A 26,767-nucleotide genomic window follows, 5' to 3' on the forward strand; every position below is an offset into this window, starting at 1 on the left:
ATTGGGCATCCTCTCATAACGTATTGCCATTTTTATGTGATAAATACGTTGGCAACGTTTTTTTATTTAAGATAAACGTTCAATAATGAGTCCTGCGGTCTCTTCAATCGCGCGATTGGTGACGTCAATTACCGGGCAGCCTAATGCTTCCATCACTTGGGTTGCATACTCAAGCTCCTCCAAAATACGCTCCATAGATGCATACTGGGCAGAGCCTGGAAGTCCTAACGTCTTCAGTCTCTCACTTCGAATGTGAAGCAGAGGCTCCGGCTGCATCGTCAGTCCAACAATCAATCTGCCCGGTGCTGGTGTTAGTTCGGCAGGTGGTCTGACTTCCGGCATAAGTGGTAAGTTAGCAGTTTTAATCCCCTTGTGGGATAGGAAAATGCTAAGTGGTGTTTTCGACGTGCGCGACACACCAATCAGCACAACTTGTGCTTGCATGAATCCTCTTGCGTCCTTGCCGTCATCATATTTGACCGTGAATTCAATCGCATCCATACGGCGGTAATATTCATCGTCAATGGAGTGTAGTAGTCCCGGCATGCGCTTTGGCGAACTGCCAAAGGTATCAACAAAAGCCTGCATCATTGGGCCCATAACATCGACTGCTCTAACACCCCGGCGGAAAGATTCCTCCTTCATAAGCTCACGCAGCTCAGGTTGAACAAGCGTATAGCTGATGAAGCCGCCCGTTCTCGCCGCTTCCGCGACAATCTGGATCACTTCTTCTTCAGTCTTCATATGACCGAATCGTTTAATCTTTACATGATCCGATGCGAACTGACGCAGGGTTGCTTTCGCAACTGCCTCTGCCGTTTCCCCTACCGCATCTGAACAAACGTAGATGATCTGCTCTGACATACTCCTAATCCCCCAGTTCCGCAGCTGTTGCAATATCCGACATCAGCCGGATAATGTTCGATTTCGATACCCATCCACTAATCTCCGGCCCGCCTTCGCCAGGTATAATGACAGGCAGGCAGTCAACTTGATGGAGCATCATCTTTCGAACCGCATCAGAAACGGATTCTTCCGGAACTAATGTGACGATATTGGGATAACGAGTCATGACCATACTGACTGGCACAGTCGCTGCTCCCGGGTTTCCGAGCGTCATTTTCAGCAGATCCTTTGGTGTAACGATGCCTGCCAGTTTCTTATCCTCGTTAACGATGAGCAATGTATTTGCATTCTCAGTGAACAAGGTAATGACCGCATCATGAACGGACAACGTCTCCGGTATATTGACCGGAACCCCTTGAATTTCACGAACCTTAATATTGTCGAAGCGCTGCCGTGTTGCCGTATCGTCCGTTGAACGGTATGCCGTGCCGAGAAAATAACCAACCTTCGGCTTAGCATCAAGCAAGCCAAGCATGACAAGCAGCGACAAATCCGAACGCAGCGTCGGGCGACTGACGCCCATATATTCTGCAAGCTGTTCCCCTGTAATAGGCGCGTGCTTCTTAACTAGCTCTAGTAATTCTAGCTGGCGACTCGATAGCTGGATAACGGTTCACCCTTTCATTCTCTTTATTACACACATTTACCTATATTACCATCATTATTCGGAAATAATATATCACATATATATTTAATACACAATATATGTTCATACACACGTCATATGTGCTCTATTTATGCTACTATCACCCTGCTTATCGCTTCATTAGGGTTCTCAAATCGAATATACCCTAGGACTCCTCCGTTAAAGCACATAATAACCAGCACACAAAAAAGGCGCATCATCCATAGGATGACACGCCTCCTTCACCTTACAAACCTTTTATTCCGTGAGCTCCAGGAACAAGTCGATATCCTTCGTTGTAAGCTCAACCGCATCACGCCAGAAATCTGCTTCATCCAGTTTAACACCAAGATGCTTCTGCGCGAGCTCTTCCACAGTCATACGACCCGTATCCCGCAGCAGCTGCACATAACGGTCGGCAAATGCCGGACCTTCCTGCTGAGCACGGGCATAGATGCCTGCGCTGAACAAATAGCCAAACGTGTACGGGAAGTTATAGAACGGCACACTCGTAATGTAGAAATGCAGCTTGGATGCCCAGAAGTGCGGGTGCACTTCGCCAAGCGCTCCGTTGTACGCCTCACGTTGTGCTTCCACCATCAGACTATTCAACTTCTCTACTGGCACAATGCCAAGCTTACGCTGCTCATAGAACCGCGTCTCAAACAGTACCCGTGCGTGGATGTTCATGAAAAAGGCTACAGCGTTCTGGATTTTGTCTTCCAATAGGCCTAGCTTCTCTTCCTTGTCGACAGCCGTTTTCATTGCTGAATCAGATACGATCAGCTCTGCGAAGGTAGATGCCGTCTCTGCCACATTCATCGCATATTCCTGCGACAACGCGGGTAGGTCATCCATCACGTATTGATGATAAGCATGGCCAAGCTCATGAGCAAGCGTTGAGACATTATCCGCTGTACCCGAGTATGTCATGAAAATCCGAGTCTGACGGCTTTTCGGGAAAGAGGTGCAGAAACCGCCTGGCCGTTTGCCTGCGCGATCCTCAGCTTCAATCCAGCCATCCCGGAACGCCATCTCAGAGAAGTCTGCCATATCGGGGCTGAACTTGCGGAACTGCTCCACAATAAACTTCGCGCCTTCGTCAAAGCTGACCGTCCGTGCAGAAGAACCAAGTGGTGCACTGACATCATGCCAATCCAGCTTCTCTAGACCAAGCAGCTTCGCCTTACGCTCCAAATAACGGACCAGCTTAGGCTTGCCCTCATTGATGGCAGACCACATCGCATTAAAGGTCGCTTCGCTCATCCGATTAATTTGCAGCGGCTCCTTAAGTACCGAGTCCCAGCCACGTTTGTCGTACAGCTTCAGACGGAAGCCGGCAAGACGATTAAGGGAGTCTGCGCACAGCTCTGCCGCATCGCCCCACTCCCGTTCCCACTCAGCAAACGCTCGGATACGGACCGAACGGTCACCATCTGACAGTCGATTGAACATTTGTCCTGCGGATAACACTTTTTCCTTACCGTCTTCATCTACATCTGTAAACTTCGCTCTCGATACGATCAAGTCGTAGAGTGCACCCCAGCCATGATAGCCATCAACCGCCAGATCGCCAGCTAATGCTTCAAGCTCAGGAGCCAGCTTTTCCTTCGCCAGTTCACGCCGTTCTGACAAGCTGAATGCCACTTCTGCCAGTGGGCCGTCACTAATGATTTGTGCCCATTCTTCGTCACCGATCTGGCGAAGCTCACTATCATAACGGGTTAATACCCCCAGCAGCTTAGCACTAAGCGTCTTCACCCGATCACTCAAGCCGCTTGCTGCAAAGTCCTTCATATTTTGCGCCTGCAAGCATTCCACAAAAGATTCCGACTGGCGCAGACGAATCAGCACAGATTGAATAATGGCCGTCGTCTCCTCGATCTTCTTCTTTGGTTCTGCACTGCTGCCTGACAGCAGTCTTTCCAGCTCGGCGACATCTTTATCCATACCGTTAAGCTCTCCGGCGAAAGCGGCTGAATTCGAGCCTCCTTCATAAAACGTCTCCAAATCCCATTTCATCGGGTAATTACCTGTCGTCATTCTGCCGTTCTCTCCTTCATTCTCATTTAGGCTATGTAGGCCTTCATCAAAAACACCGCCACAAAAGATCACGAAATAAATTTGCGCAATCTCTATCAGCGGTGTATAACTTAATTATATCTAAATTACACTTACGAAGTAAGAATTATCGCAATTCTTTTAAGCATACGCTTACGAAGCAAGAATTACTTCGCAATTCTTTTAAGGCCCACGCTTACGAAGCAAGAATTACTTCGCAATTCTTTTAAGGCCCACGCTTACGAAGCAAGAATTACTTCGCAATTCTTTTAAGGCCTACGCTTACGAAGCAAGAATTACTTCGCAATTCTTTTAAGGGGGAATAACATCATGACTCAACCATTGCAAATCTCGGCCGACACAGCCATCAAGCTGTCCAAGCAGCTTGGCGTGCCGATCGAACATTTGATGCATATGCCTAAACATATTTTGCTGCAAAAGCTTACCGAGCTGGCAAAAGCGGAAGCAGAGGCTAATAAGCCGTCCGAATCCGCTTCTGAGGAATCATCCTCATGATTCCATTCGAGAAGACTTGGCCTTACGACATTATCATGAAGGATATTTACGTCCCAAGCTGCCCATTCTGCGGCAGTGATAACGTATTGATACCTCTGCGTGTCCGTGAGATCGAAGAGATTCATCACGGCAAAAAAAGACTGCTCGTCTTCCCCTGCTGTCATAACAAAGTCACGATCCTTGATATGGATCATGACTATATGCTAACGGATCAGCCGCTCCGCAGACTGACCCGTTAATGTTGGACAAGCCAGTTAAGCCGTCGTTTGCACAGGAGAATCTCCTTCTCCTTTGCTTTCGCCTGATGATACTGGCTGTCCGTTATTCAGCTGTTCGCGGATCAGCTGCCATTGCTCACGGCTTTTCCGAATCATAGCGGCATCCATAATTCGTTTATCGCCAACGATTCGGGAGAACCATTTGACCGCTTCAGTGAGCTCGCCGGTACGCCTGTTCAGTTCCCCAATCAGATACATGAGCTTCGCATTGTTCAGCTCCGATCCTTCTTCCTCGTATACCTTAATATACGCTTGCAGCGCGAACCGCATAAACCGCTGTTCCTCCTGCTGATTGCTCTCATAACGATATAACCACGCTATATGATGCAAAATGCCCGCGATAACCCTCTGTTTTTCCCCAATCGATTGTGCCGACAATAGGGCAAGCTTGTACACCTTCATTGCCCCAGCTGCGTCTCGTTCACCACCATAATCACACATCGTCCAGCGTGAACCAATCTGCGCATGGTAATCTTTTTTCTGATGTTCTGTAAGCCTTTGTATCCCATTCTCTGTTGTTGCAAATCCGCAAGCCGGACAGACTCGGACTACATAATAATCCGGATTCGCATCCGACCGGTAATACCCGCAAAAATCAGAATCCATAGACATCGCCTTCTTAAAGCTCGGGCGAACACGTGATGTCGTAAAGATGGTTTCACAACAAATGCAATTCATCTTTGTCTGATAGAGCGGCTCCATACCAATCCCATCTCCTATTCGGGTGTGTTCACAAAATGGTGGGCAGGACCTGATAGTCTTTCAATAATGTACGATTGCAGCTCTTCATCCAGGCCGGAAACCTCTTGTAATGCTCTTCTCATACAATCGAGCCAAGCTTCAGCATGTTTCGGCGTAATCGGAAAAGGCATATGCCGTGCCCGCATCATTGGATGGCCGTATTCATCAGAGAACAGCATTGGCCCTCCAAAAAACTGCGTCAAAAACATAATCTGCTTCTCCATAACGGGAAGGATATTATCCGGAAAAAGTGGACCGAGCAGCTCATGCGCCTGTACTTTAGGGTAAAAAGACTCAACAATTCGTCTTAAAGACTCAGCTCCACCTATTGCTTCATAAAGGCTTATATTCCTATTCATCGTCAAATTCATCTCCAAAATGTAGGTATTTAGTATTATATCATAAAAAAAATCCCGCATCGTCTCCAATGCGGGATTGTTATCAATAAGCCGAAACGATTCGTGTTAACCTTCGTAGTCCTCTTCTCCCGGTGCTGTTAAGGATTCTCGGATGACATAAACAAATGCACAGACCAGAATGCCAGCGATTATACTCATTCTCATCACTCCAAGCCTTCAAAGGTACCTTCATTGTAACATAAAAAAACGGACCGTCCAGCCCTTTTTGCAAGCGTTTTCTTAGAATTATGAAATTTTTTTTTCGCACATAAATCGTCCAAAAGTGATGGATGTCCAACTTTCTTCATATACCTCATGTAGAGGTTGTACATTATGCCTGCCGTATATTCAAAGGAGGACGTATTCATGCTGCTCCGAACGCTTACCCGTCCGGCCTCGCTAACAGGCCTTTGTGCCTTGCTTATCGCCTTGCTAATGGCGGTTTTCCCGGCTCAAACGCTGGAATCCTCACTTCGGGGATTATCGATATGGTGGCAGGTGTTATTTCCTGCCCTTTTCCCTTTCTTCGTTATCTCCGAGCTGCTGCTCGGCTTTGGAATCGTCCATTTCTTCGGCAAGCTGCTTGATCCGCTTATGAGACCGCTATTCCGGCTTCCTGGCATCGGCAGCTTTGTAGTTACAATGGGCTATGTATCCGGTTATCCAGTAGGAGCAAGGCTTACTGCTCAGTTATGGGAGCAGGGACTCGTGAATCGGGCGGAAGGGGAGCGCCTTGTTGCTTTCACCACCACATCGGATCCGATCTTTCTGATTGGAGCCGTATCCGTTGGCTTTTTCCACAATGCGGCTTTAGCTCCTGTGATTGCAGCTGCCCACTATGGCGGAGCATTTATCATCGGGCTTCTCATGCGCTTCCATGATCGGCAGGCGCCGATAACGGAGTCACCTGTTCATCGCCGTGCCCATCACCGGCGTACCTCCCGCCTGGTCGAGGCGACCAAAGCCATGCATGGGGCAAGACTCCTTGACGGCAGAACCCTCGGCAAGCTGCTGCAAGACAGTATCCAATCTGCGCTTCGTCTTATGATCGTTGTTGGCGGGCTTGTCGTTTTTTTCTCCGTTGTGATGGAGCTTCTGACACGTGCTGGTGTCGTTGAGGTATTAGCTGAGGGGCTGCGGCTTTTGTTTGGAGCAATTGGACTTCCTGTTAAACTGGCCGATGCCAGTATTTTCGGCTTATTCGAAGTTACTCTTGGGGCAAGGGCAGCAGGTGAGGCCGGTACGGGTCTTATGCACCAGACTGCAATTGCCGTTTGGATTCTCTCTTGGGGAGGACTTTCTGTACATGCCCAAGTACTCAGCTTGTTAAGCCGCACGGACCTTCGTTATCTTCCGCTTATGTTCGCCCGGCTGGCGCATGGCTTCATCTCTGTTGTGCTAGTCTATATGTTATGGGGATGGCTGGCCCCTTAAACTTTGTGCTCAGCGTTGAATTTGAAACCATATTCCTATATCATCAATAGTACTATGCAATGTGTCCGGAAGGGGTTTAAATTTCTTGAAATATGCAATCATTGATCGTGGCGATCAACTATCAAAATCATTAGCGGAGCAATTCCATCTGCTTGCGGCGGAGCGCGGGCTCACGCGTCATGACGACGCACCCGACATTATCGTGTCTATCGGCGGAGATGGAACGCTGCTTCAAGCTTTCCACAAATATGTTGACCGGGTGACCGACGTATCCTTTGTTGGGATTCATACCGGCCATCTTGGCTTTTATGCGGATTGGAAAGCAGATGAATTAGAGGAGCTTGTCACCATGATGGCGGAAGAAACGCCCCACATCGTCCGTTATCCATTAGCTGAGATCGCGGTGGAAACGGTCGAACAGAACTATTACTACCTTGCCCTTAACGAATTTACTTTAAAAGGCGTTGATGCGACACTGGTCGTACAACTACGCGTTAATGACGAATCCTTTGAGATGTTCCGTGGGGACGGAATTGTTATCTCTACCCCTTCGGGAAGCACCGCTTATAACAAAAGTGTCGGAGGCGCTATCGTCCATCCTTCGATTGAATCTCTGCAGATTGCAGAGATCGCATCGATCAATAACCGTGTCTATCGAACACTTGGCTCATCATTCCTGCTACCGCAGCATCATCACTGCGATATCAGTTCCAAGAAGGATCAACGCTTGCTGCTGACTATTGACCACCTCAGCTTCCAACGGACCGATATCCGCTCCATTCGCTGCAGTGTATCCACAAGGAAAGTCAGCTTTGCCCGCTATCGCCCGTTCCCGTTCTGGAACCGCGTCCGCGACGCGTTTGTCGATATGTAGGTACAAAATAGGGGCTGTCCGTAAGGTCAAATTGACCTTTGGACAGCCCCTATTGTTATTATTGACGGCTTCCTTGCTCCTTGCCTTGCTCTTTGTTGCTGTGTTCCCTGCCTTGCTCTCTGCCTCTATCCCTGTCTCTCGGCTTCTGTCCCGATTGTGCATGGGATTGAACGGGCACTTGCTCAGATGCTGCGGCTACATCTTTGCCCGCTGCGGGCCTAATTGGCTTCTTGCCGTTTGGACGATAGCTTTTCCGATGTTGATCCTTACCGCTCTTGTGCTGTTGCTGCCGGGCAGGCTGCTGCGATTCTTCACCACTGCGTGGACTTCTTCCCGTTGCTGCGCTTTCACGGGCTGCTGCGGCTGCACCAGCCAAGATGGCATCAGCAAGCAAGGAGGAAGCTCCTGCATCCAGCTCTTCCTCTGGGTAACGCCTGTCCGATGTGAGCGTCTCCTGCTTCAGCGAAGCTTCCTGATCTTCCGCTTCTTCTTCGTCAGTTGATTTCTTCACTGTACCTGTCTTCTCCAAAACAAAATACGCACAGCCGAAATTGCAATATTCATTAATATAGTCAGACATCCCCGAGAATGAGCTATCCTTGGTCACCTTCATATGGTTATCCCGGAAGAACCCCTTCAGGCGCAACTGGCTGTAACCCCAATCACCAATAATAAAATCGTAACGCTCCAGTACATCACTATAACGATCCTTGAACGCGTCTACATTCCAGCCATTGCGATTCTCATGAATAAGTTCATAAATTTTGCCGCCAACTTGGATCAATTCCGTTTCCCCTCTTTCGAATTCCCCAATAGAAGCTATACGTTGCTAAGCTCGCGTTCTTGCGCAGCCGCCGCGGAATCGGTCTGTTCATGCGCATGATAGGAGCTTCTTACAAGTGGTCCCGACTCGACATGACGGAATCCACGCTTGTATCCTTCTTCTTTCAAGCTTTTGAATTCATCCGGGTGAACATAACGTTCAATCGGCATATGGTTTGGCGTCGGCTGCAAATATTGGCCTAACGTCAAAATATTGCAATCCACAGCCCGAAGATCGTCCATCGCTTGCAGCACTTCTTCATACGTTTCGCCAACGCCAAGCATAATGCTTGATTTCGTTGGGATTTTTGGATTCATTTCCTTCGCGCGTCTCAGCAGCTCCAGCGATCGTCTGTATTTTGCCTTCGCCCGTACACGATTGGACATTCTCTCTACCGTCTCGATATTATGGTTCAGAATGTCCGGTTTGGCATCCATGACAACCTGAAGGGCATCGCTATTCCCCATAAAGTCAGGAATCAGTACTTCTACCCGGCAGAAAGGCATCCGTTCACGAATCGCTCGGATTGTACCTGCGAAGATCGCTGCACCACCATCGGCAAGATCATCCCTTGCAACTGATGTAACAACGCAGTGGCGAAGCCCCATTTGCTCCGCTGCTTCCGCTACACGTTCCGGCTCCTGAAGATCAAGCTCCGTTGGCAGTCCTGTCTTAACCGCACAGAAACGGCAGGCACGCGTACAAATATCGCCTAGAATCATAAAAGTCGCAGTTCGGTTCGCCCAGCATTCATAAATATTCGGGCAGCGTGCTTCCTCGCAGACCGTATGAAGCGTTTTTGTACGCATCATATCTTTAATTTCTGTGTAGTTGCCTTCAGTTGTTAGTTTTATTTTAAGCCAGTCCGGCTTTTTCAGTTTTTCTTTATTTGATTTCATCTGGAATTCCCTGCTTTCACTTTCAATTGGACAGCTGAATCTCACCGTTTATTATAGCATAGTTCGGATAAAATCCAATGATTTGCAAAACATAACGAATATTGCTTCGAGCTTGTGAAAGGGTGGAACGATTGAAACCAACTATTTCTATTATTACAGCTGCCGTTGTCGCTTCCATGCTTATGACCGGGCAATTATGCTACGCAGATCGGAACGTCAGCAAAGCTGAAGCTGAGCCAGCCAATACGCAATCTTCCAACGTGGACATTGATCCTATGGTTAGCAGACAGCAGATGTACGATCGGCTAAGTGTCATGACAGGTATTCCATGGTACCGCCTTGCTGCTGTTGATCAATACGAACGAACGTTGTCAAAGGCTCGTCCGAAAGCCCGTCCGCAGCTCGGCAGCATCGTTGGTGTTTTTATCGATGAGGAGCTATGGGCTGGAGCATTGAATCCGGATCCAACCGATAACATACCGGCTTCCATTCAATGGTTCAACGGTGTTGGCCGCGATGGCGACGGTGACGGCTTCGCAGACCGTTCAAGTGATCTGGATCTGCTGTATTCCGTTGCGACACGACTTCTGCAGTATGGTGGATCAACAGAGGATGACTTCTCCATCGGCTTATGGGAATATTACCATAATAGCAGAGCGGTGCAGCGCATTCAGCAGTTCTCAAGTATTTATGCCGCTTTTGGCCGGCTGGATCTGTACGACCATGCCTTCCCGGTTCCCGTTGGAACCAATTATTCGTACAAAAGCACATGGGGTAATGCCCGTGGCTGGGGAGGAAGGCGGACCCATGAGGGAACAGATATTTTCGCTAATTACGGCATTCCTGTTCGAAGCACCTGCTTTGGCGTAGTAGAAGTGAAGGGCTGGAATCCATATGGAGGCTGGCGAATCGGCATTCGGGATTTGAACAATTATTATCACTATTACGCTCATCTGTCTGGCTTTGACAAGACAGTCGGAATCGGTACCATTGTAAAACCTGGCCAAACGATCGGGTGGGTCGGCAGCTCAGGCTATGGGAAGCCGGGAACGCAAGGCAAATTCCCTCCTCATCTGCATTATGGAGTTTACAGGGATCGCGGCCTTATCGAATGGGCCTTTGATCCTTATCCGCTTCTAAGACGGTGGGAGCAGGATGAGCGCCGCAGGTTAAAATCAAACCATTAAAAGGGGCGATCCCTAAAGTCCGATTGGACTTTGAGGGACGCCCCTTTATTTTTGCTTCACTCACCGCCAGCATTGCCGGCATTAGCATTACCTGCGGCGTTATTGGCGGAACCGCTATCTCCACTGGAAGGAAGCGGCGAATTAGCCGAATCCAGCTGTTCCTTGAGCATACTTCCATCCGAAGGCTGGGTAACCCCTGCACCTTTTGACATCGGCAGAGATATATTTGGCGCATTTGGTGCAGATTCTCCGACAGCCTTGCCTTCATTATCGTAGTAATACATCGGCACATCACCAACAACCAGCAAATAAGAGATCGGAATTTCGGTTTCTACGATCTGAGGGTCGGTCTCAAACGGAACGATAATAGCAACCTCGGATACGATATGAATGTAGACTTCAATCAAAATCATATTGATGCCTGCATTCGTCTGACGTGTATTCAGATCAACTTTCACCGCGCCAACCGGCTCGAACTTCACGGGAATACGTGGACCATAAGTCGAAATCAGCGCACTGCCAAGTGCATTACCGACTGGAATATGCTCCGGAATTTCCTTAAGCTCGTCAAGAGTAGCCTGTACGGTTTTAATCGTTTCCGAGCGGATCTTTGTGTGCTCCGCATAGTTCAGCATAAAACCGGATACTTTTCCGTTGCTGTTCATTTTCCAATCAATCAGCTTCTCGAAGTCGGCATTGTTTACGACCTCATTCGTAGTAGCCTTATTAATAGCCTGTGTGGCCACCTGCTTAATACGTAGCTGAGCCACCTTCATGAGAGGCGGGCGTAAATGTTTTTCAATGTACACGAGGGATTGGATCGTTCCGAACAAAAGGATAAGGATGGTAAAAATGATCCACATTTTCGTATTCCGCTTTCGTGACTTCAGCCTTGTACCTCCACTGTCTGAGGAGCGGATGTTCATCGTCTTTATTGACTTTATCGCCTTTGCCGATGATCTTACCGGACGTTTACGAGGCTGCCACATCCCGCCCCAGCCTGCGTTAGAAGCGGTAGGCTTCGGTTTACTTGAATGCCACTTCTTGCGTTGTCCCCACGGCTTCGGATTGCTGCTTGAGGTGGAGATTTTACTGCCCCAGCTGACCCGCTTCACCTTGGCAAATGGATGATTAGACCATAATTGCTCCAGGCTCAGGCCAAGCGATCGAAGCAGCCATCCCCTTCTTCCCCATTTCGTCACGTTCGTCGCCTCCTAAAAAGAATTGCCACACAAATGGTCTGACATTGACCATTTGTGGAAATTCTTGCTTCGTAAGCATAGTCCAAAGAATTGCCACACAAATGGTCTGACATCGGCCATTTGTGGAAATTCTTGCTTCGTAAGCATAGTCCAAAGAATTGCCACACAAATGGTCTGACATCGGCCATTTGTGGAAATTCTTGCTTCGCGCAAGCACAGTCCTTAGCCTAGGACCTGTACCTCTACATGCTTATGCGAAGCTAGGACAAAAAAGACGACCTCCCGTTATTCCAAGATCAGTTACTCCCAATATCCTCTATGAACTTCAACGACCTCTTCCTCCAGCTCGGGGAATGGCCCAATTACTTCGATCGGCTTCTGCCCTTTGTCAAAAATGTCTCGGCACGGCAGATTAAACGTTGGATTCTGTTCATGATCTCCAGTCAGCTTCAGAAGTGCTTCTTCTGTCGCTGCGTAAACCACTTTACCTACATTCCCCCAGTAGATGGCACCTGAGCACATCGCACATGGTTCAAACGTGGTGTACAGCGTGTAATTCCACAAATCATGATGCGAGAATTGATGCGACGCTTTTTCCATCAGAGCCGTTTCGGCATGACCGGTACAACGTTTTTCCGTAAGCTCTACGTTCTCCTGCTCCAAAACAATCTCACCCTGCACATTCACAAGAATGGCGCCAAATGGCGTATTTCCGTTTTCTCTGGATTTGCGGGATACCTCAATACAATATTTCAAATAGTACGTATGATCATGTTTCATGCGCTTCTCGCTCCTCTCGTTTCCCTTATCATAGTGACATTAACCGAAGGAGTAAACGTGCTTAGCTTAAACTTTGTAGCGGCGACTAATGAGTCGTTTTTTCTTTAGTTCCCGCGCACAGTCCGGATCTGCTTCGTAAGAAGCTTCGCTTATGCTATAATAGCCGAAGCACATTTGGGATTAATGGAGGATGTTATGTTAACTTTTGAAGAAAAAATCGCGATTATCGAATCGTTCCCGGAGCTGGAGCGGTCTGATGTATCGCTTGGACGTGTGAACTTCCAGTTCGAGAACAGCTTATATGACCGAAAAAATGTTGTGTACCATTTGCACCCGAACGGTAACGGTTTTGTGTATGCCGGACTGCTTCGCAATTTTAACCAGGATGACAAAGGCATGATCAATATCCGCGACTATAGCGAGATACAGCTCCGTACGCTGCTTCGTCAATCAATCGACTCGTTGTCGGTCCGTGAGGAAGAGCCTGCACCAAAACCGTCTCGTAACCGGAAGAAAAAAGACCAACTGTGGACCAACGAGGAAAATCAAAGTCTTGTCGTGAAATGGGAAGATGATATGTGGTACATCTACGCCGGTATGAACCTTGAAATGGCGTTTGAGACGCATAAAGAGGTTGAGGTATACATGGAAGAGGAAGGGTTTACTCGGGAGCTAGGATAGTCAGCAGTTGAGAGCAGTCCTATTTTGGGGGACTGCTTTTTTTATTGAAAATTTGGAGAGTAACCTGTACACGCAAAAAAACGATTAACTTAAGGCAGAGTGCCCAGGTTAATCGCCAGCATGTTAAACAATAAGTGCAGTACCACTTAGCCTCTGATCCAGCATAGCCCTTAGCATGGTTCCAATCCATACACCTGCTTCAGCAGGCGGGGTGCCGCCTTCATGAATATTAGAGATTACGTTACGATTAGAATCCATCTTCCCGGAGCATGGCTTGTAACACATGTAGGCACTCATGGAGTTAGCGGATAAGAGCCCCGGGCGTTCTCCAATCAGCATAACTAATACCTCAGGATTCAAAATATCACCGATATGATCCATGCTGGCTACCCGTCCATACTTAACAAATAGAGCTGTGCCGACCTCCATCCCCAATCGTTTCAACGAATCAAGTAAAGACGAGTAAACATCCTTCAAATTTGCTTCGATCGCTGCCGCGCTAAGTCCATCCGATACGACGATCTGCACCTGCGGTGCATGGACGCAGCTTGCCCTTATTTCCTCTGCAGATTCAGCCGTAAGTCTCCTGCCAAGATCAGGCCTCTTTAAATACTGCACCTTGTCTAAAGCTTGCGTCTTCACAGAGAGTAAACCCATCTCTTCGATCAGTACGCGAGGAACTTCGCTGTAAACCGCGTCCACAGCCGCCGCATGGTCTAGCCGTAATTTCAACAGATTACTCGTTAGCGGCCTCGTGCCAGACCGCCCCACATCTATGCGGGCCACAGTCGCACTCCTCAGTTCATTCCATTCATCCAGCTGATTGCTCATCCGAATCCCCCTCTCCATTACCGATTCTTACATAAAGATCTTCGGATCTCCTGCTTTCGCTGTCAGCCTGCCGTTCTTCATCAACTCCATTCGTTCAAGCCAACGCTCGAACGCAGGCGCTGGCCGAAGCCCCATCGTTTCCCTCAACGTTGCGATATCATGATAGCTCGTGGATTGGTAATTTAGCATGCAATCGTCAGCCATAGGTACACCGATAAGAAAGTTAACTCCCGCTGCCGATAGCAGGACAGAGAGATTATCCATGTCATTTTGATCAACCTTCATATGGTTCGTATGGCAAACGTCAACCCCCATAGGCAACCCATGAAGTTTGCCCATAAAGTGATCCTCGAGCCCTGCACGAGTAACCTGCTTACTGTCATACAAATATTCAGGACCGATAAAACCTACAACGGTGTTGACCATAAACGGTTTATAATGTCGGGCTAGCCCATAACAACGTGCCTCTAAAGTCAGTTGATCGATTCCATGGTGGGCATCAGAGGACAGTTCCGAGCCTTGCCCCGTTTCAAAATACCAATGGTTGCACCCTGTCCCTGTTCCCTCGGTCCGAACCACCTCGTCCGCTTCATCCAGCATCACTGCGTTAATCCCAAAAGCTTTATTGCCGAGCTCCGTACCCGCTAAACTCTGAAATACCATATCAGCAGGAGCTCCCATTCGGATCGCGCGCAGCTGTGTTGTAATATGAGCCAAGACGCAATTTTGCGTCGGCACTTCCCAGCGAGCCATCACATCCTTTGTCATGGAAAGGATATTATAGACACTTTCAGCAGTATCAATGACCGGATTAATCCCGATTACGGCATCTCCGATGCCATAGGAAAGCGCCTCGTACAACGAAGCCCGAATACCTTGTAAATGGTCAGAGGGGTGATTCGGCTGGGCACGACCGGCAAGGACGCCACGCTGGCCCATCGAATAATTACATGTCGTCACAACCTCAATACGAGCGGCAGCTTGGATCAGATCAAGATTGCTCATGAGTTTGGCACAGGCAGCAATCATTTCACTTGTCAGCCCTTGACCCACACGAAGCAGAGAATCGGAGCCGCCATCCATTTGCAGCAACTGCTCCCTAAGCTCAGCTATAGTCCAGTTTTTAATCTGTGCGTACACATTTTCATTAATATCCGACTCTATGATACGCGACACCTCATCGATCTCCCCAGGGAGCAATGGCGACTCGCGGATATCCGATAATCGGAGCTCCGCCAAAACCATCTTAGCTGCAACCCGTTCTGTAGCGTCTTCGGCAGACAATCCTGCCAGTCTGTCTCCCGACTTCTCCTCATTAGCTTTAGCCATGACCTCCTTGAGGTCACGGAATTGAAAATGTCTCCCTCGTACAGTTGCCGTCATCTTCATTGTCTCTCCTCCTCTCCAATTTGAATTTCATCTCTTCGCTCATTAAAGCTGCATTTATACATCATATGCAGACACAAGCATCCATGCAGACGCTCGGTATTGTCGTAGCCAAGTACTACTTTCCACATATGTTATCACAAAAAAATCCCCTCCACCGTAAACTCGGTAGAGGGGATCGTTCTATTTTTTATGGTGCGCGCTTTGGAAGCTGCTGCACATATTCGTCCGACAGGCTCATCAGCTTCATAATGTAGTCGTAATCGCCGCGGTACGCGGAAAAGTCTTCGACGGGCTGCATCGTCTTGAGTGAGTATGCTGTGCCATCATCGAAGCCTTTGCCTGGGACAAATAGGATATCGTTATTGAAGAATGATCCTGTCGGCAAGTAGTAACGCATCCCGAACACGTTATGATCCGTGTTGAGCAGGTCATGCCCAAATGCTACGACGCCTTCATCTGCCGGCTTAACGCCAAGCAGGTTCGCCAAGGTTGGCATTATATCGAGCTGTCCGCCTGGCTGATCAACGACCTGTCCGCCGTTTTGGCCAGGTACATGGATGATTAATGGAATGTTGAAACGGCTGAGCCGATCATCATAATGAATGCCTAGTTGCTCACTGATTTGCTCAGCACTCGCTTTATCCGGCTGCAGACCAAAGTGATCGCCGTATGCGACAAGCACCGTATCATCCCACATGCCGTTTGCTTTCAGTTTATCAATCAGTGTTCCAAGTGCATAGTCCGTGTAATGGATTGCCTGCAAATAGTTGCCAAGCTGAGTCCCTTCCAACTCTCCAGGCAATGCTAATGGAGCACGGTCCTGCGGCACCTGGAACGGGAAGTGGCTGGATACCGTAACCATCTGCGAATAGAACGGCTTATTCTGCTCATGTAGTGCCTGCAGCTTGTCGACAGCCACTCGGTATAGTTCTTCATCCGATGCGCCAAACTCGTTAAAATGATCATTCGTATAATATGGCTTATCATAATAATGATCGAAATGAATCGCAGGGTACATCTTGTTCCGATCCCAGAAGGCAACATCATTCACGTGGAAAGTGTCTGCTTCATAACCCCTGCTTTGCAGCATACGCGGCATACTTGGAAGCTCCCGGTTGCCGTACCCGGTCGACATCGCGATCTCTCCAGTCGGGTAGATCGAAGTGTTCGACATAAACTCAGCATCCGAGGTGTTGCCTTGACCAATCTGCTGGTAAACGTGAGGGAAGTAATAGCTCTCATCAGCCAGCTTATTCAGCACTGGCGTCAGCTCCGTTCCCCCTAGGGACAAATGAAGCGGAAAATTTTGAAAAGCTTCCATCTGAACCACAATCACATTTTTCCCTTGTGCACTCCCGAATTGAATCGCCGGCTGCTCCGGCTGGTCTTTATAAGGATACGAAGCCATCAGTGCTTCAATCTCGGCTTTTGTCTCCTCAATATTGCCGCTGCTCGCCATCGCCTTTTCGGATTGGTTCTCCCAAGCGGCCGCAGCCTGATATCCGATAAAACCAAGCCCTTCGGCTTGCTCCAGCTCATTTGGAATATCGTTCCCCGCATATACGATCGTTCCCGATACAGCAATACAGACAAGCAGACCACCAAGCACGATACTCGCATGACCAATTCTTTTCCGACCTGAAACACGGGTTCCTCTCACCATACGTACGATATATAGGATTGCTAGAATCACAAGATCGAGGAAATAAATATAATAGACGTTCTTAATAAGCGATTCTACACTATCCTGGATTTGATTGACCTGATCGAGTGCTTTCAACGCTGTATAAGTAGGCACAGAGCCGTAATAACTGAAATAAACGGTTGATGCAAACAGCAGCACAGATACAATCAAATTCACGGCCCAGTATGCGATTCCTCTCCATCTTGCAGCGGTAACAAGCTCCACGATGAACAATAGGCCAAGCCAAGCGGCTGCGTCAGCCAGCAGTCCGTCCCACTGCAGCTCCCCAAACAAGAAGACTCGGAACAAGACGGATTTGATCAGCAAAAGCCCAAAAATCCATATCATCGGCGAACGCCGGTAATCATCTTTGTAAAACGATAACAATGTACTCACTCCTCAAGCGTAAACGGCTGCGCCGTCCTTAGGAGGAGCAGCATACGTTTCGCGGGTGAAATATAAGCGCAGTATAGAGTAAATTTATACTTTCTTATAGTTTAAGAAAAAAAGAAGCCGTCAATTGACGGCCACTTTCAATGCATCTCTACTATTCTATTTATATTAACCGATTTACTAGTAAGAGAAAAGGGCAGGAGGATGTATGTTCCATGTCAATTAATAGCTAGCACACCAGCTTACACTGCTGGCTGAATGTTGTCAGCAGGTTTTTTCGACTGACGCATAAAGTACAAGAAAGTCAGTGCCAGGAACACGATAGCAAACGATCCCAGGACAAGCATCTGTTCACGCATGAGCGCATAATCACCGCTGGCAATAATCGTCTTGAAGCCAGTAATCGCATGGGTCATCGGCAGGAATGGATTCAGCTTCTGCATCCAATCCGGCAAAAGTTCAAGCGGGAATGTTCCCGCACTGGAGGTCAGCTGGAAGATCATCAGCAGTACGACCAGGAAGCGGCCTGGATTATCTAGCCATGTGACAAGCGCTTGAATAATAAAGGTATAAGCAAGACTCGTCAGGATGGTAAATAGAACAAAGAGCGGTACACTCGTCACTTCAATCTTCAGTCCATACAACAGAACAGCATCTGCGATTAAGGACTGCAACAGGCTTATAGTTACATAAGTTAATGTGCGGCTTAAGAAGCGGCCCATAGGCGATGCTCCCAATGTGTAAGATTCCCGAACCGAGAATACGGTTGTGTAAACAAGAGCCCCCATAAACAGCGCTAATGACAAGAAGTACGGCGCAATACCAAGTCCATAATGATCGAGTTTGTGGTCCGTATTTTCCTTCACTACAACAGGCTCCGCAAACATATTAACAATGTTGTCGCCGTCCTTAATACTGCCCGTCTCAGCTGCAGCATCATTAAGCTTTGTCGCAAGCTCGCCTGAACCATTCACGAGCTGCTCAGAGCCGTCTTTCAGTTGTCCTGCGCCTTGATTCAACTGCTTCGAACCGTCGGCAATTCCATCTACACCGCCAGACAACTGGCCAAGCCCCTCTTTCAACTGGGCAGCACCACTGTTAGCCGCTTTTGCACCATCAGCAAGCTTAGCTGATCCAGTACCAGCTTCCTTCAGCTTTCCGCCAAAAGTCACCATTCCAGCAGCAAGTTTATCTTGCCCTTCACTCAATTGAGCTGCTCCAGCATACAGCTGATCCTGGCCTTGTGCCAGCTTGCTGCTTCCGGCAAGAAGCTGATCCTGCCCTTCCTTCAGCTGTGCACTGCCTGCCGCAACCTGCTTGCTTGCTGCAAGCAGCTGTTTCAGCGACTCATTCTCCGCAAGTTCAGGTGTTGCCTCCATCAGTTGCTCAAGTCCTTTAGCCACATCAGCAGCACCAGCTGCTACTTGACTGCTAGCTGCGGAAGAAGCCGTCAATCCTTGCTTAAGCTCAGCTGCACCATCCTTAGAAGACTTCAAACCTTGAGCCAACTGAACTGCTCCGGCCTTGGACTTGGCAGACCCGTCTTCGAGCTGCTGCTCAGCTGCCGTTAATTGACTCAATCCACTAGCTAGGCTCGATGCGCCGGATGACAATTGGCTAGTGCCTTGATTCAAGCTAGCCGCTCCGTCATACAGCTTGGATACGCCACCGCTTAACTCGGACGTGCCGCTAGCTAATTTGTTCAGGTTCTCTTTCAGCGTGACCAAACCGTCTTCCAGCTTGCCCGCGCCATCCTTCAATTCCGTAGCGCCTTCTCCCGCTTGGCCGAGACCATCGGAGATCGTTCCAACCTGATCAAACATGCTGCGCGTATAAGCTTCCGTTATTTGTACGTTCAGCTTAGACTTCAACTCTTTCATCGCACTGCTGCCAATCTGTCCGGCAACAAAGTTATATTCGCTGTTTGGCTCGAAGATCAGTTCCGCCTGAACAGGATTTTCCTGCGTTAAAGTCGCTGCATTTTCCGAGAAATTGCTTGGTACGGTAATGGTCATATAATAGTCGTTATGCTCCATCCCTTCCTTCGCCTGTTCCTCATTCACGAAATTCCACTTGAAATTATCACTTTTCTTTAATTCCTCAACGAAATCTTCCCCAACATTCATCGTTTTCCCTTCATAATCGGCCCCTTTATCAAGGTTAACAACTGCAACGGGCAGCTTGCTCGTTTGGGCATAAGGGTCCATTGACCCGTCGATCAGAATACTGCTGTACAGCATTGGGAGCAGCGCGACGCCAAGAAAAGAAAGCAGCAGCATCCTTTTCGTCATAAGAGTTTTCATGTCTTTAAAGAAAACCTGAATCGGCCTCATATTTACACATCCTTCTTCCTATTGAATAACTGACTAAATTCGTATTTCGGTCATTTTAGACCAAAAAAACAGCCCTTTCAGGCTGGAATTTTACAAGGATCTAGCTTCTTTCATAATCCCTTGCGTGATGAGCATTGCGATGTTCTCCTTAATCTGCTCCTTCGTCAACGGCTCGCTATGTGACTTATTCCATTCCGTCGCCAGACCAAGGTACAAGCGGAAAATCATATAGGAAGTGATCGTTGTATCACATTCCCGCACTTCGCCCTTCTCAATGGCCAAATCCAGCTTTTGCTTCAAGAACTCAAGTCCAAACTCCTCCATCCGCCGAATTCCTTCCAGCGCCTGGACAGTGCCGATATCCCGAACCTCTTGAGCCAGCTTCACGAACAGTTCATGATCCGAACGGAACTCCAGGATAGAATCAAGCAGGTTGAACACACTATGGATAAAGGATCTTTGGCTGTCATCTTTCGCAAATCCGCAGTTCATAGCTTCCTTCAATTCGATCTCAGCTTTGTTCAGTATCGCTTCGAATAGTTCTTCCTTCGTCTTGAAAAAAGTATAGATCGTGCCTTTACCAACACTTGCGATCTTGGACACCAAATCCATTGTTGTCGCCTTATAGCCAAATTGTGCAAAGGACTGCGTCGCTGCTTTCAATATTAACGCTTTGCGGTCAACGGACATGCTTCTTCTCTCCTTTCGTTCTTGATCATGAGTTCTCAGTAAATTGACCAAAAATCAATTCCAGTCAATTAGTCATGATTTATTTATAGCATAACAAAGATACGAAGATCAAGTGCAACTTTCCCCCTCATCCATGGTACAATCAACGTACATTTCATTTCATGGAAGCACCGGAGGAACAGTTACTATGAATAACGGCTTTGATCTTATGATTACCATTATCCCCATCATTACTGTTTTAGGATTCGTCATCGTCATTGGAACAATCGTATATAAACGTTCAATAAAAGACTCGGCTTCCACCAGCATTGTGTCTAAACAAACGGACGTGCAGCAAAATCCCCATAAGCATGATGAATAACTCTTCGTTACTTGGCTAACTCCCTGACAGAACCACCCTTACGCAAAACAGGCGCAGCACTACAGCGCATAGCAGGGTAATCAGGATGCCGGAGCATTTGGCCAAGCATCTCAACTGCTGCAGTGCACAGCGCTTTTTTATTTACTGCCATCGTAGTAAGTGGTGGATCGGACTCCGCCGACATCGCAAGCCCGTCGAACCCAATAACCGAAACATCCCCAGGAACTTTTACGCCCCTCTTCTCTAGTTCCTTCATCAGCAGCAAGGCAATCCTGTCATTCCCGCAAAAGACGGCCGTTGGATATTCTTCTTCCTGGAACCGGTCGCAATAAGCCGATAATTCCTCCTGCGTCCGGCTGAAGCTTTCCGACTCGAGCAGACACAAGGCAAAATCAGGCTGAAGCTTGTACTGCAGCATCGCTTTCGTATACCCGAACCACCGCTCCTCATGACTAGTCGTCAAATGAATTGGCGCGATACAGCCGATTCGCTTATGTCCAGCTAGTATCAATGAAGTGACTGCTTCACAAGCTCCTTCAATATTAGCTGAAGTAACTGCCGGCGTATCGAGCTCCCGATAGTAGGAATCAAAGAGCAGCATTGGCTTCGTAAGTGTCTGTTGTACTTTTTCGATATATTCCTTCTCTAATATGCCAAAGGCAATAATGCCCTGATAATCAATATGCTGCACGAGCTCAGGAAGGATTCTATCTTGTTCCTGTGCATGGCTGACCCGTACGATAACCGCACTATAGCCTTCCTCCTGCAAACGACTATCAAGTCCCCAAATCAAATCGTGATAAAACAAAAAATGCTCGTTATCCGCATGGCTCATCACCCGCTCTGGTACAAGCACAAGAATTGGAGCACTGATGGATGATTGCCCTGCATCTACAGAATAACCAACTTCCTGTGCAGTCTGGATGACAAGCTGCCTCAGCTCTTCTCCAATTCCTTTTTTATTAGACAACGCTAATGAAACGGCATTACGTGAAATGCCCAGCTTGTCGGCAATGGTCTGCATCGAAATTTTTTTTGGTCGCGGCATTCTTCTACTTCCCCTGTTCCTATGTTATAATCAATTTACTTTACAAATATTTATTTTGTCAAGTTTAGTAAAGTTGTATTCGATAACTTGGAGGGATTGAGATTGGCGAATCAACCGATTTTCCTGGAACCAGTATTTCAAGAACGCATTTGGGGCGGCAAGCAATTAAGAGAACAGTTCAATTACGATATTCCATCTGACCGTACTGGAGAATGCTGGGCAGTGTCCGCTCATCCGAATGGACAAAGTATTGTTCATAACGGACCATATAAAGGACTAAAGCTTGGAGAGTTATGGGATCAGCAGCCGCAGCTGTTTGGCTCGAGCGCTGTTAAATTCCCATTGTTGACTAAAATTCTAGATGCCTCGGATGATCTGTCCGTTCAGGTCCATCCCGATGACGCTTATGCATTGGTCAACGAGAACGGCGAGCTTGGCAAAACCGAATGCTGGTACATTCTTGGCTGTGAGCCGGGAGCTGAAATTATTTATGGTCATCATGCTACTTCCAAGGAGCAGTTCAAGCAAATGGTTGATGCGGGAGAATGGGATAAGCTGCTCACTCGTGTAACTGTAACGCAAGGCGATTTCTTCTATGTTCCTAGCGGAACGCTTCATGCACTAGGGAAAGGTATTCAAGTACTCGAGACGCAGCAAAGCTCGGATACGACTTACCGCATCTACGATTATGACCGGACTGACGATAAAGGGGCTAAACGTGAGCTTCATTTGGACAAAGGTATTGAAGTAACGACGGTTCCTCATGTCGATGCCAAAGCTTCTTCTTCTATTGAAACCATTGGTGGAACAGAAGTAACGACTCTGGTATCCAACAACTTCTTTACCGTTCAAAAGTGGACAGCTGACGGAGAGTCCAATTTCCCAGCTCCAGTGAAATTTACGATTTGCAGTGTGATCGAAGGCAGCGGAGAATTGGCTAATGAAACCGGCAGCTATCCGCTGGTCAAAGGCGACCACTTCATCCTTCCACTTGGCTTCGGGGAATTTACGCTCCTTGGCAAGCTTGAACTTATTATTTCACATGAGTAACAACCACTAGAGGAGGCGACAAACTTGCGTATTGGGGCAATTGAAGCAGGCGGAACCAAATTTGTATGCGGCATTGGCAACGAACATGGCGAGATTGAAGAACGCATCAGCTTACCTACTGAACATCCGGAGTCAACCCTTCGTGAAGTACTGAACTACTTCCGCGATAAAAATGTTGAAGCCATCGGGATTGGCACCTTTGGACCTATCGATATTGATCCTTCAAGTCCAACTTATGGATTTGTCACCACAACACCAAAGCCAGGCTGGTCCGGGTTTGATTTTCTCGGGACGATGAAACGTGAGCTGCCTGTTCCTTATGGTTGGGATACAGATGTGAATGCTGCAGCATTTGGCGAAGCCAAATGGGGAGCTGCCAAAGGGCTGAACAGCTGCCTTTATTACACCGTAGGTACAGGGATTGGCGTTGGCGTTTACACCGAAGGCAAGCTTGTCCATGGTCTGCTTCATCCAGAAGGCGGTCATGTCATCACCCGCAGACATCCGGAAGATACATTCGCTGGATGCTGCCCTTATCATGGCGACTGTCTGGAAGGAATGGCTGCAGGTCCGGCACTTGGACAACGCTGGGGCGTGAAAGGTGATGAGCTGACAAAGGATCATCCCGCATGGCAAATGGAGGCCTTCTATCTTGGCCAAGCTTTGTCCAGCGCTATTCTGCTGCTATCCCCGAAGAAAGTAATTCTTGGCGGAGGCGTTATGCACCAAGAGCAGCTGTTCCCGCTGATCCACGCGGAAGTTCAGAAGAACCTGAACGGCTACGCTTCGCATGAAGCCCTCCGTGAAGGTATCGCCTCTTACATTGTTCCGCCAGGACTTGGCGACAACGCCGGCTTATGCGGATCGATCGCGCTTGGTATCGACGCGTTGGAGAAGCTATAATAGATAGAAAGGCCTTCCCAAGTATCATTAAACTCGGGAAGGCCTTCTTTTATTGCATGCTCTCTACGACATTATTCCATCCGGAAAACAATTTCCGTGCCTGTTGGCTTCTTTTTCAATGGCCTCTCATATTCGCTGAACACGAAAGTAATTCCTCCCAGATCATCTGGAAGAGCGGGTGAAACAACAAATCCGTAAGCAGCATGACCACCTGAGCTTGTTCCTTGATCGATCCGGCAGTGATAGCCTTCTCCCAGCTCCAGTTCGATATGGGTATGTTTATTCTGTTCTTGGTCATCACCATGAATACTGAGGCAGACGACGCTTGCGTTCTCATATTGCCTAATGCCGGATAACGTATAGATAATACCCTCTCTCTCCACATTTCGAAGAACAGGCAAATACTTGCGGAAGCTTGATGGTTCAACTACTGGCAAAAAATGCTCTTCATTCATTAATAGTCCAAACAACGATTTCAAGAAATCCTCATACAGATGGTAACGATCAGCCCAGCTCTCAATACTCTTGAAGGGCGGATACCCCGGATTCTGATTCGAAATCTCTCTTCGTTCTTCCAGCAAAGCACAAATCTGCTCATCAATCTTGAATAAGCGTGCATCATAGTGGTCCGTTGGCCGCTCCATAGGCAATCTTCTCATCCTAATCACACTCCCTCTATTAATTCAGCTTGCCCAAATCACCAGTAATGAGAATGTAAAATCCCCAGCCAAGAACGAGCACCGACCCAAATCTGCTTAGAAAAATATAATGATCACTAGGTTCGGATTTGCCATCCACAGCCCAGCCATGCTTCATGTGCCAGCTTAAGGACGGGAAGAACCACCCTAATACTCCTGAAATAATGAATATAAGCGAAATGAAAACAGCCAAGTCATCATCCCCATCTGTTCATTTGCCAAAAAATTAGGCCTTCTCCGAATGGTTCACTTAACGGAAAAGGCCCTAATCAACTTTCAATATAACTGAAACCAAACTCTTTGAGAATACCAAAATAGTGATATTTATATCGTTTTTTCTATCTCTTTCCGAACAAAAGGCACTATAAATTGATTTTACGAATAGGACACTCCGATTCTGTAAAAAGTAAATTTATGAGAAAATCTAGACTCTTCCGCATGATAAACACAAGAGCAGCACAAATCAATACGGATCTTACCCAGAACAAGGAACATCACCCGCTCTTTGCTAATCTGGAGCATAATAAACAGCAGCTAGTTGCTGTTTATTCAAGCTGTACCGATTTTATTATTCGTACCTTCCCTGTCGGGGGAGTGAAACAGGCAGTTGTTTTTTATATCGACGGACTATCTGATACAGCAAGAATTGAGCAAACGGTTATACAACCGCTAATGAGCTTTAATGGCGATGTTACTTCCATTACTTACTTGTCCGAGCATCTCGTTACTTCTGCCTTTTCGAAGTATCTAACTACCTTTGAGGACGCCATTAAGCATTTATCAATTGGAGAGCCTGTATTGTTCTTTGATGATGAACCTCGGGGTATAGCATTTGGTTTGAGCAACTGGCAAGCCCGGTCCATCGAAGAGCCTACCGCTGAATCTGTTATTAGAGGCCCCAGAGAGGGCTTCACGGAAACCTTACGTGTCAACACGTCTCTTATTCGTCGGATTATTAAAAGCCCCCTGCTCAAAATGAACTCCATCCATCTCGGAGAGTATACACAGACAAATGTCATCATTACGTATATCGACGGCTTGGCAGCACCCGAACTGCTGAAAGAGGTCGAGCGGCGTCTGGAGCGTATACAAATCGACGGAATTTTAGAGAGTGGTTATATCGAGGAATTAATTGAGGACAGCCCGTTATCGCCGTTCCCGCAAATATTGAGCACGGAAAGACCGGATGTGGTCTGCAGCAACCTTCTTGAAGGCCGAATTGCTATTTTGACTGAGGGAACCCCTTTTGCCCTTATTGTTCCGGTAACCTTCTTTTCCTTTATGCAGTCGGCAGAAGATTATTATCAGCGGTTTCTGTTTAGTACAGCACTCAGATGGCTGCGGTATTTTTTCGGGGCAATCTCCCTACTGCTGCCTTCCATCTATGTAGCCCTGCTCACCTTCCACCAGGAAATGGTGCCGGGATCTTTATTAATCAGTATGGCAACCTCCCGCGAAGCCGTACCTTTCCCCGCCTTGGTTGAGGCATTGCTGATGGAGATTACATTTGAAGCTTTACGGGAAGCCGGGGTAAGACTGCCGAAGCAGATCGGTGCTGCTGTTAGTATCGTGGGAGCGCTAGTCATTGGGCAGGCAGCGGTTCAAGCCGGACTTGTGTCGGCTCCGATGGTCATAATTGTTGCGATTACAGGCATCTCTTCCTTCATGATCCCTCGTTATGTGACCGGACTGCCCATCAGAATGCTGCGGTTTCCGTTCATTCTGCTAGCAGGTTCACTTGGACTACTTGGTATTATGTCAGGATTTATCGCTCTCGTTATCCATCTATGCAGCCTGAAATCCTTTGGTTTGCCCTATCTGTCCAGTGTGGTGAGGACAGAACTGAAGGATATTCTCGCGAGATCCCCTATGTGGATGATGGATACAAGGCCCGAACTCTACGAAACAACGAATAACTATCGGCAAGCTTCTGACCAGAAGCCTGATCCGGCACAAGGTAGGAATGACTAGAAAGGTGTGGT

At 47.8% G+C, this 26,767-nt stretch carries 27 protein-coding genes; 10 read left to right on the forward strand and 17 right to left on the reverse strand.

The window, feature by feature from the left end; all coding sequences use genetic code 11:
* Window positions 1-66 precede the first annotated feature (66 nt).
* The 3 genes from AC0YNT_RS23950 to AC0YNT_RS23960 form a co-directional block, all read right to left on the reverse strand.
* Window positions 67-864, reverse strand: a complete 798-nt coding sequence (locus AC0YNT_RS23950; protein ID WP_475806861.1) for a pyruvate, water dikinase regulatory protein — start codon at window positions 862-864, stop codon at window positions 67-69.
* Window positions 865-868: 4 nt separating this feature from the next.
* Window positions 869-1,513: a CBS domain-containing protein gene (locus AC0YNT_RS23955; protein ID WP_475806975.1), complete on the reverse strand. Its 645-nt coding sequence runs from the start codon at window positions 1,511-1,513 to the stop codon at window positions 869-871.
* 276 nt (window positions 1,514-1,789) lie between these two features.
* Window positions 1,790-3,574, reverse strand: coding sequence for a M3 family oligoendopeptidase (locus tag AC0YNT_RS23960; RefSeq protein WP_475806862.1), 1,785 nt, complete (start codon window positions 3,572-3,574; stop codon window positions 1,790-1,792).
* Window positions 3,575-3,922: 348 nt separating this feature from the next.
* Between AC0YNT_RS23960 and AC0YNT_RS23965 the strand changes: the two genes are divergently transcribed.
* Window positions 3,923-4,108, forward strand: coding sequence for a YycC family protein (locus AC0YNT_RS23965; RefSeq protein WP_475806863.1), 186 nt, complete (start codon window positions 3,923-3,925; stop codon window positions 4,106-4,108).
* Window positions 4,105-4,347: a hypothetical protein gene (locus AC0YNT_RS23970; RefSeq protein ID WP_475806864.1), complete on the forward strand. Its 243-nt coding sequence runs from the start codon at window positions 4,105-4,107 to the stop codon at window positions 4,345-4,347. Before AC0YNT_RS23965 ends, AC0YNT_RS23970 begins: the two co-directional genes overlap by 4 nt.
* Window positions 4,348-4,362: 15 nt before the next feature.
* Here the strand turns inward: AC0YNT_RS23970 and AC0YNT_RS23975 are convergent, their stop codons facing one another.
* Complete coding sequence (locus AC0YNT_RS23975) at window positions 4,363-5,088, reverse strand: DUF2225 domain-containing protein (protein WP_475806865.1); 726 nt, start codon at window positions 5,086-5,088, stop codon at window positions 4,363-4,365.
* Window positions 5,089-5,102: 14 nt separating this feature from the next.
* A complete protein-coding gene (locus AC0YNT_RS23980; RefSeq protein WP_475806866.1) occupies window positions 5,103-5,486 on the reverse strand; it encodes a globin domain-containing protein in 384 nt (127 codons plus the stop codon).
* 405 nt (window positions 5,487-5,891) lie between these two features.
* Here AC0YNT_RS23980 and ylbJ point away from each other — a divergent pair, with 405 nt between their 5' ends.
* A complete protein-coding gene (ylbJ, locus tag AC0YNT_RS23985) occupies window positions 5,892-6,959 on the forward strand; it encodes a sporulation integral membrane protein YlbJ (protein ID WP_475806867.1) in 1,068 nt (355 codons plus the stop codon).
* A gap of 85 nt (window positions 6,960-7,044) precedes the next feature.
* Entirely contained in the window at window positions 7,045-7,833 is a 789-nt protein-coding gene (locus tag AC0YNT_RS23990) for an NAD kinase (RefSeq protein ID WP_167281950.1), read from the forward strand.
* Window positions 7,834-7,891: 58 nt separating this feature from the next.
* Here AC0YNT_RS23990 and AC0YNT_RS23995 read toward each other — a convergent pair whose 3' ends face one another.
* Complete coding sequence (locus tag AC0YNT_RS23995; protein ID WP_475806868.1) at window positions 7,892-8,617, reverse strand: YutD family protein; 726 nt, start codon at window positions 8,615-8,617, stop codon at window positions 7,892-7,894.
* A gap of 35 nt (window positions 8,618-8,652) precedes the next feature.
* The gene (lipA, locus tag AC0YNT_RS24000) at window positions 8,653-9,555 is read right to left on the reverse strand and encodes a lipoyl synthase (RefSeq protein ID WP_167281946.1); all 903 of its coding nucleotides are present in this window, start codon (window positions 9,553-9,555) and stop codon (window positions 8,653-8,655) included.
* Between the two features lie 131 nt (window positions 9,556-9,686).
* Between lipA and AC0YNT_RS24005 the strand changes: the two genes are divergently transcribed.
* Window positions 9,687-10,742 (forward strand): M23 family metallopeptidase, encoded by a 1,056-nt coding sequence (locus AC0YNT_RS24005; protein ID WP_475806869.1) that lies wholly within the window; start codon window positions 9,687-9,689, stop codon window positions 10,740-10,742.
* A 56-nt stretch (window positions 10,743-10,798) separates the two neighbouring features.
* Here AC0YNT_RS24005 and yunB read toward each other — a convergent pair whose 3' ends face one another.
* Both yunB and AC0YNT_RS24015 read right to left on the reverse strand, forming a co-directional pair.
* Window positions 10,799-11,944, reverse strand: coding sequence for a sporulation protein YunB (gene yunB / locus AC0YNT_RS24010; RefSeq protein ID WP_475806870.1), 1,146 nt, complete (start codon window positions 11,942-11,944; stop codon window positions 10,799-10,801).
* Window positions 11,945-12,244: 300 nt separating this feature from the next.
* Window positions 12,245-12,724 carry a nucleoside deaminase gene (locus AC0YNT_RS24015; protein WP_475806871.1) on the reverse strand — a complete coding sequence of 160 codons (480 nt, stop codon included), beginning with the start codon at window positions 12,722-12,724 and terminating at the stop codon, window positions 12,245-12,247.
* Between the two features lie 195 nt (window positions 12,725-12,919).
* On the opposite strand from AC0YNT_RS24015, the gene AC0YNT_RS24020 reads away from it, so the two are divergent.
* Window positions 12,920-13,405, forward strand: coding sequence for a hypothetical protein (locus AC0YNT_RS24020; protein ID WP_475806872.1), 486 nt, complete (start codon window positions 12,920-12,922; stop codon window positions 13,403-13,405).
* Window positions 13,406-13,528: 123 nt separating this feature from the next.
* Here AC0YNT_RS24020 and eutC read toward each other — a convergent pair whose 3' ends face one another.
* The 5 genes from eutC to AC0YNT_RS24045 form a co-directional block, all read right to left on the reverse strand.
* Complete coding sequence (gene eutC / locus AC0YNT_RS24025) at window positions 13,529-14,236, reverse strand: ethanolamine ammonia-lyase subunit EutC (protein WP_475806873.1); 708 nt, start codon at window positions 14,234-14,236, stop codon at window positions 13,529-13,531.
* A gap of 27 nt (window positions 14,237-14,263) precedes the next feature.
* The gene (locus AC0YNT_RS24030) at window positions 14,264-15,625 is read right to left on the reverse strand and encodes an ethanolamine ammonia-lyase subunit EutB (RefSeq protein WP_475806874.1); all 1,362 of its coding nucleotides are present in this window, start codon (window positions 15,623-15,625) and stop codon (window positions 14,264-14,266) included.
* Between the two features lie 187 nt (window positions 15,626-15,812).
* A complete protein-coding gene (locus AC0YNT_RS24035) occupies window positions 15,813-17,657 on the reverse strand; it encodes an LTA synthase family protein (RefSeq protein WP_475806976.1) in 1,845 nt (614 codons plus the stop codon).
* A 287-nt stretch (window positions 17,658-17,944) separates the two neighbouring features.
* Window positions 17,945-20,035: a YhgE/Pip family protein gene (locus AC0YNT_RS24040; protein WP_475806875.1), complete on the reverse strand. Its 2,091-nt coding sequence runs from the start codon at window positions 20,033-20,035 to the stop codon at window positions 17,945-17,947.
* 90 nt (window positions 20,036-20,125) lie between these two features.
* Window positions 20,126-20,725, reverse strand: coding sequence for a TetR/AcrR family transcriptional regulator (locus AC0YNT_RS24045; protein WP_475806876.1), 600 nt, complete (start codon window positions 20,723-20,725; stop codon window positions 20,126-20,128).
* Window positions 20,726-20,912: 187 nt separating this feature from the next.
* On the opposite strand from AC0YNT_RS24045, the gene AC0YNT_RS24050 reads away from it, so the two are divergent.
* A complete protein-coding gene (locus AC0YNT_RS24050; protein ID WP_475806877.1) occupies window positions 20,913-21,086 on the forward strand; it encodes a hypothetical protein in 174 nt (57 codons plus the stop codon).
* Window positions 21,087-21,093: 7 nt separating this feature from the next.
* On the opposite strand, the gene AC0YNT_RS24055 is transcribed toward AC0YNT_RS24050, so the two are convergent.
* Window positions 21,094-22,134 carry a substrate-binding domain-containing protein gene (locus AC0YNT_RS24055; RefSeq protein ID WP_475806878.1) on the reverse strand — a complete coding sequence of 347 codons (1,041 nt, stop codon included), beginning with the start codon at window positions 22,132-22,134 and terminating at the stop codon, window positions 21,094-21,096.
* Between the two features lie 102 nt (window positions 22,135-22,236).
* Here AC0YNT_RS24055 and manA point away from each other — a divergent pair, with 102 nt between their 5' ends.
* Together manA and AC0YNT_RS24065 are read left to right on the forward strand one after the other, a co-directional pair.
* Entirely contained in the window at window positions 22,237-23,184 is a 948-nt protein-coding gene (gene manA / locus AC0YNT_RS24060; RefSeq protein ID WP_475806879.1) for a mannose-6-phosphate isomerase, class I, read from the forward strand.
* Between the two features lie 24 nt (window positions 23,185-23,208).
* Window positions 23,209-24,087, forward strand: a complete 879-nt coding sequence (locus AC0YNT_RS24065) for an ROK family protein (RefSeq protein ID WP_475806880.1) — start codon at window positions 23,209-23,211, stop codon at window positions 24,085-24,087.
* Window positions 24,088-24,158: 71 nt separating this feature from the next.
* Here AC0YNT_RS24065 and AC0YNT_RS24070 read toward each other — a convergent pair whose 3' ends face one another.
* Together AC0YNT_RS24070 and AC0YNT_RS24075 are read right to left on the reverse strand one after the other, a co-directional pair.
* Window positions 24,159-24,746, reverse strand: a complete 588-nt coding sequence (locus AC0YNT_RS24070) for a hypothetical protein (RefSeq protein ID WP_475806881.1) — start codon at window positions 24,744-24,746, stop codon at window positions 24,159-24,161.
* Window positions 24,747-24,765: 19 nt separating this feature from the next.
* A complete protein-coding gene (locus AC0YNT_RS24075; protein ID WP_475806882.1) occupies window positions 24,766-24,978 on the reverse strand; it encodes a DUF6199 family natural product biosynthesis protein in 213 nt (70 codons plus the stop codon).
* A 221-nt stretch (window positions 24,979-25,199) separates the two neighbouring features.
* On the opposite strand from AC0YNT_RS24075, the gene AC0YNT_RS24080 reads away from it, so the two are divergent.
* On the forward strand, window positions 25,200-26,756 hold the full coding sequence (locus AC0YNT_RS24080; RefSeq protein WP_475806883.1) for a spore germination protein: 1,557 nt from the start codon (window positions 25,200-25,202) through the stop codon (window positions 26,754-26,756).
* The last annotated feature ends 11 nt before the right edge of the window (window positions 26,757-26,767 follow it).

It is taken from the genome of Paenibacillus sp. J22R56, from assembly GCF_056269375.1.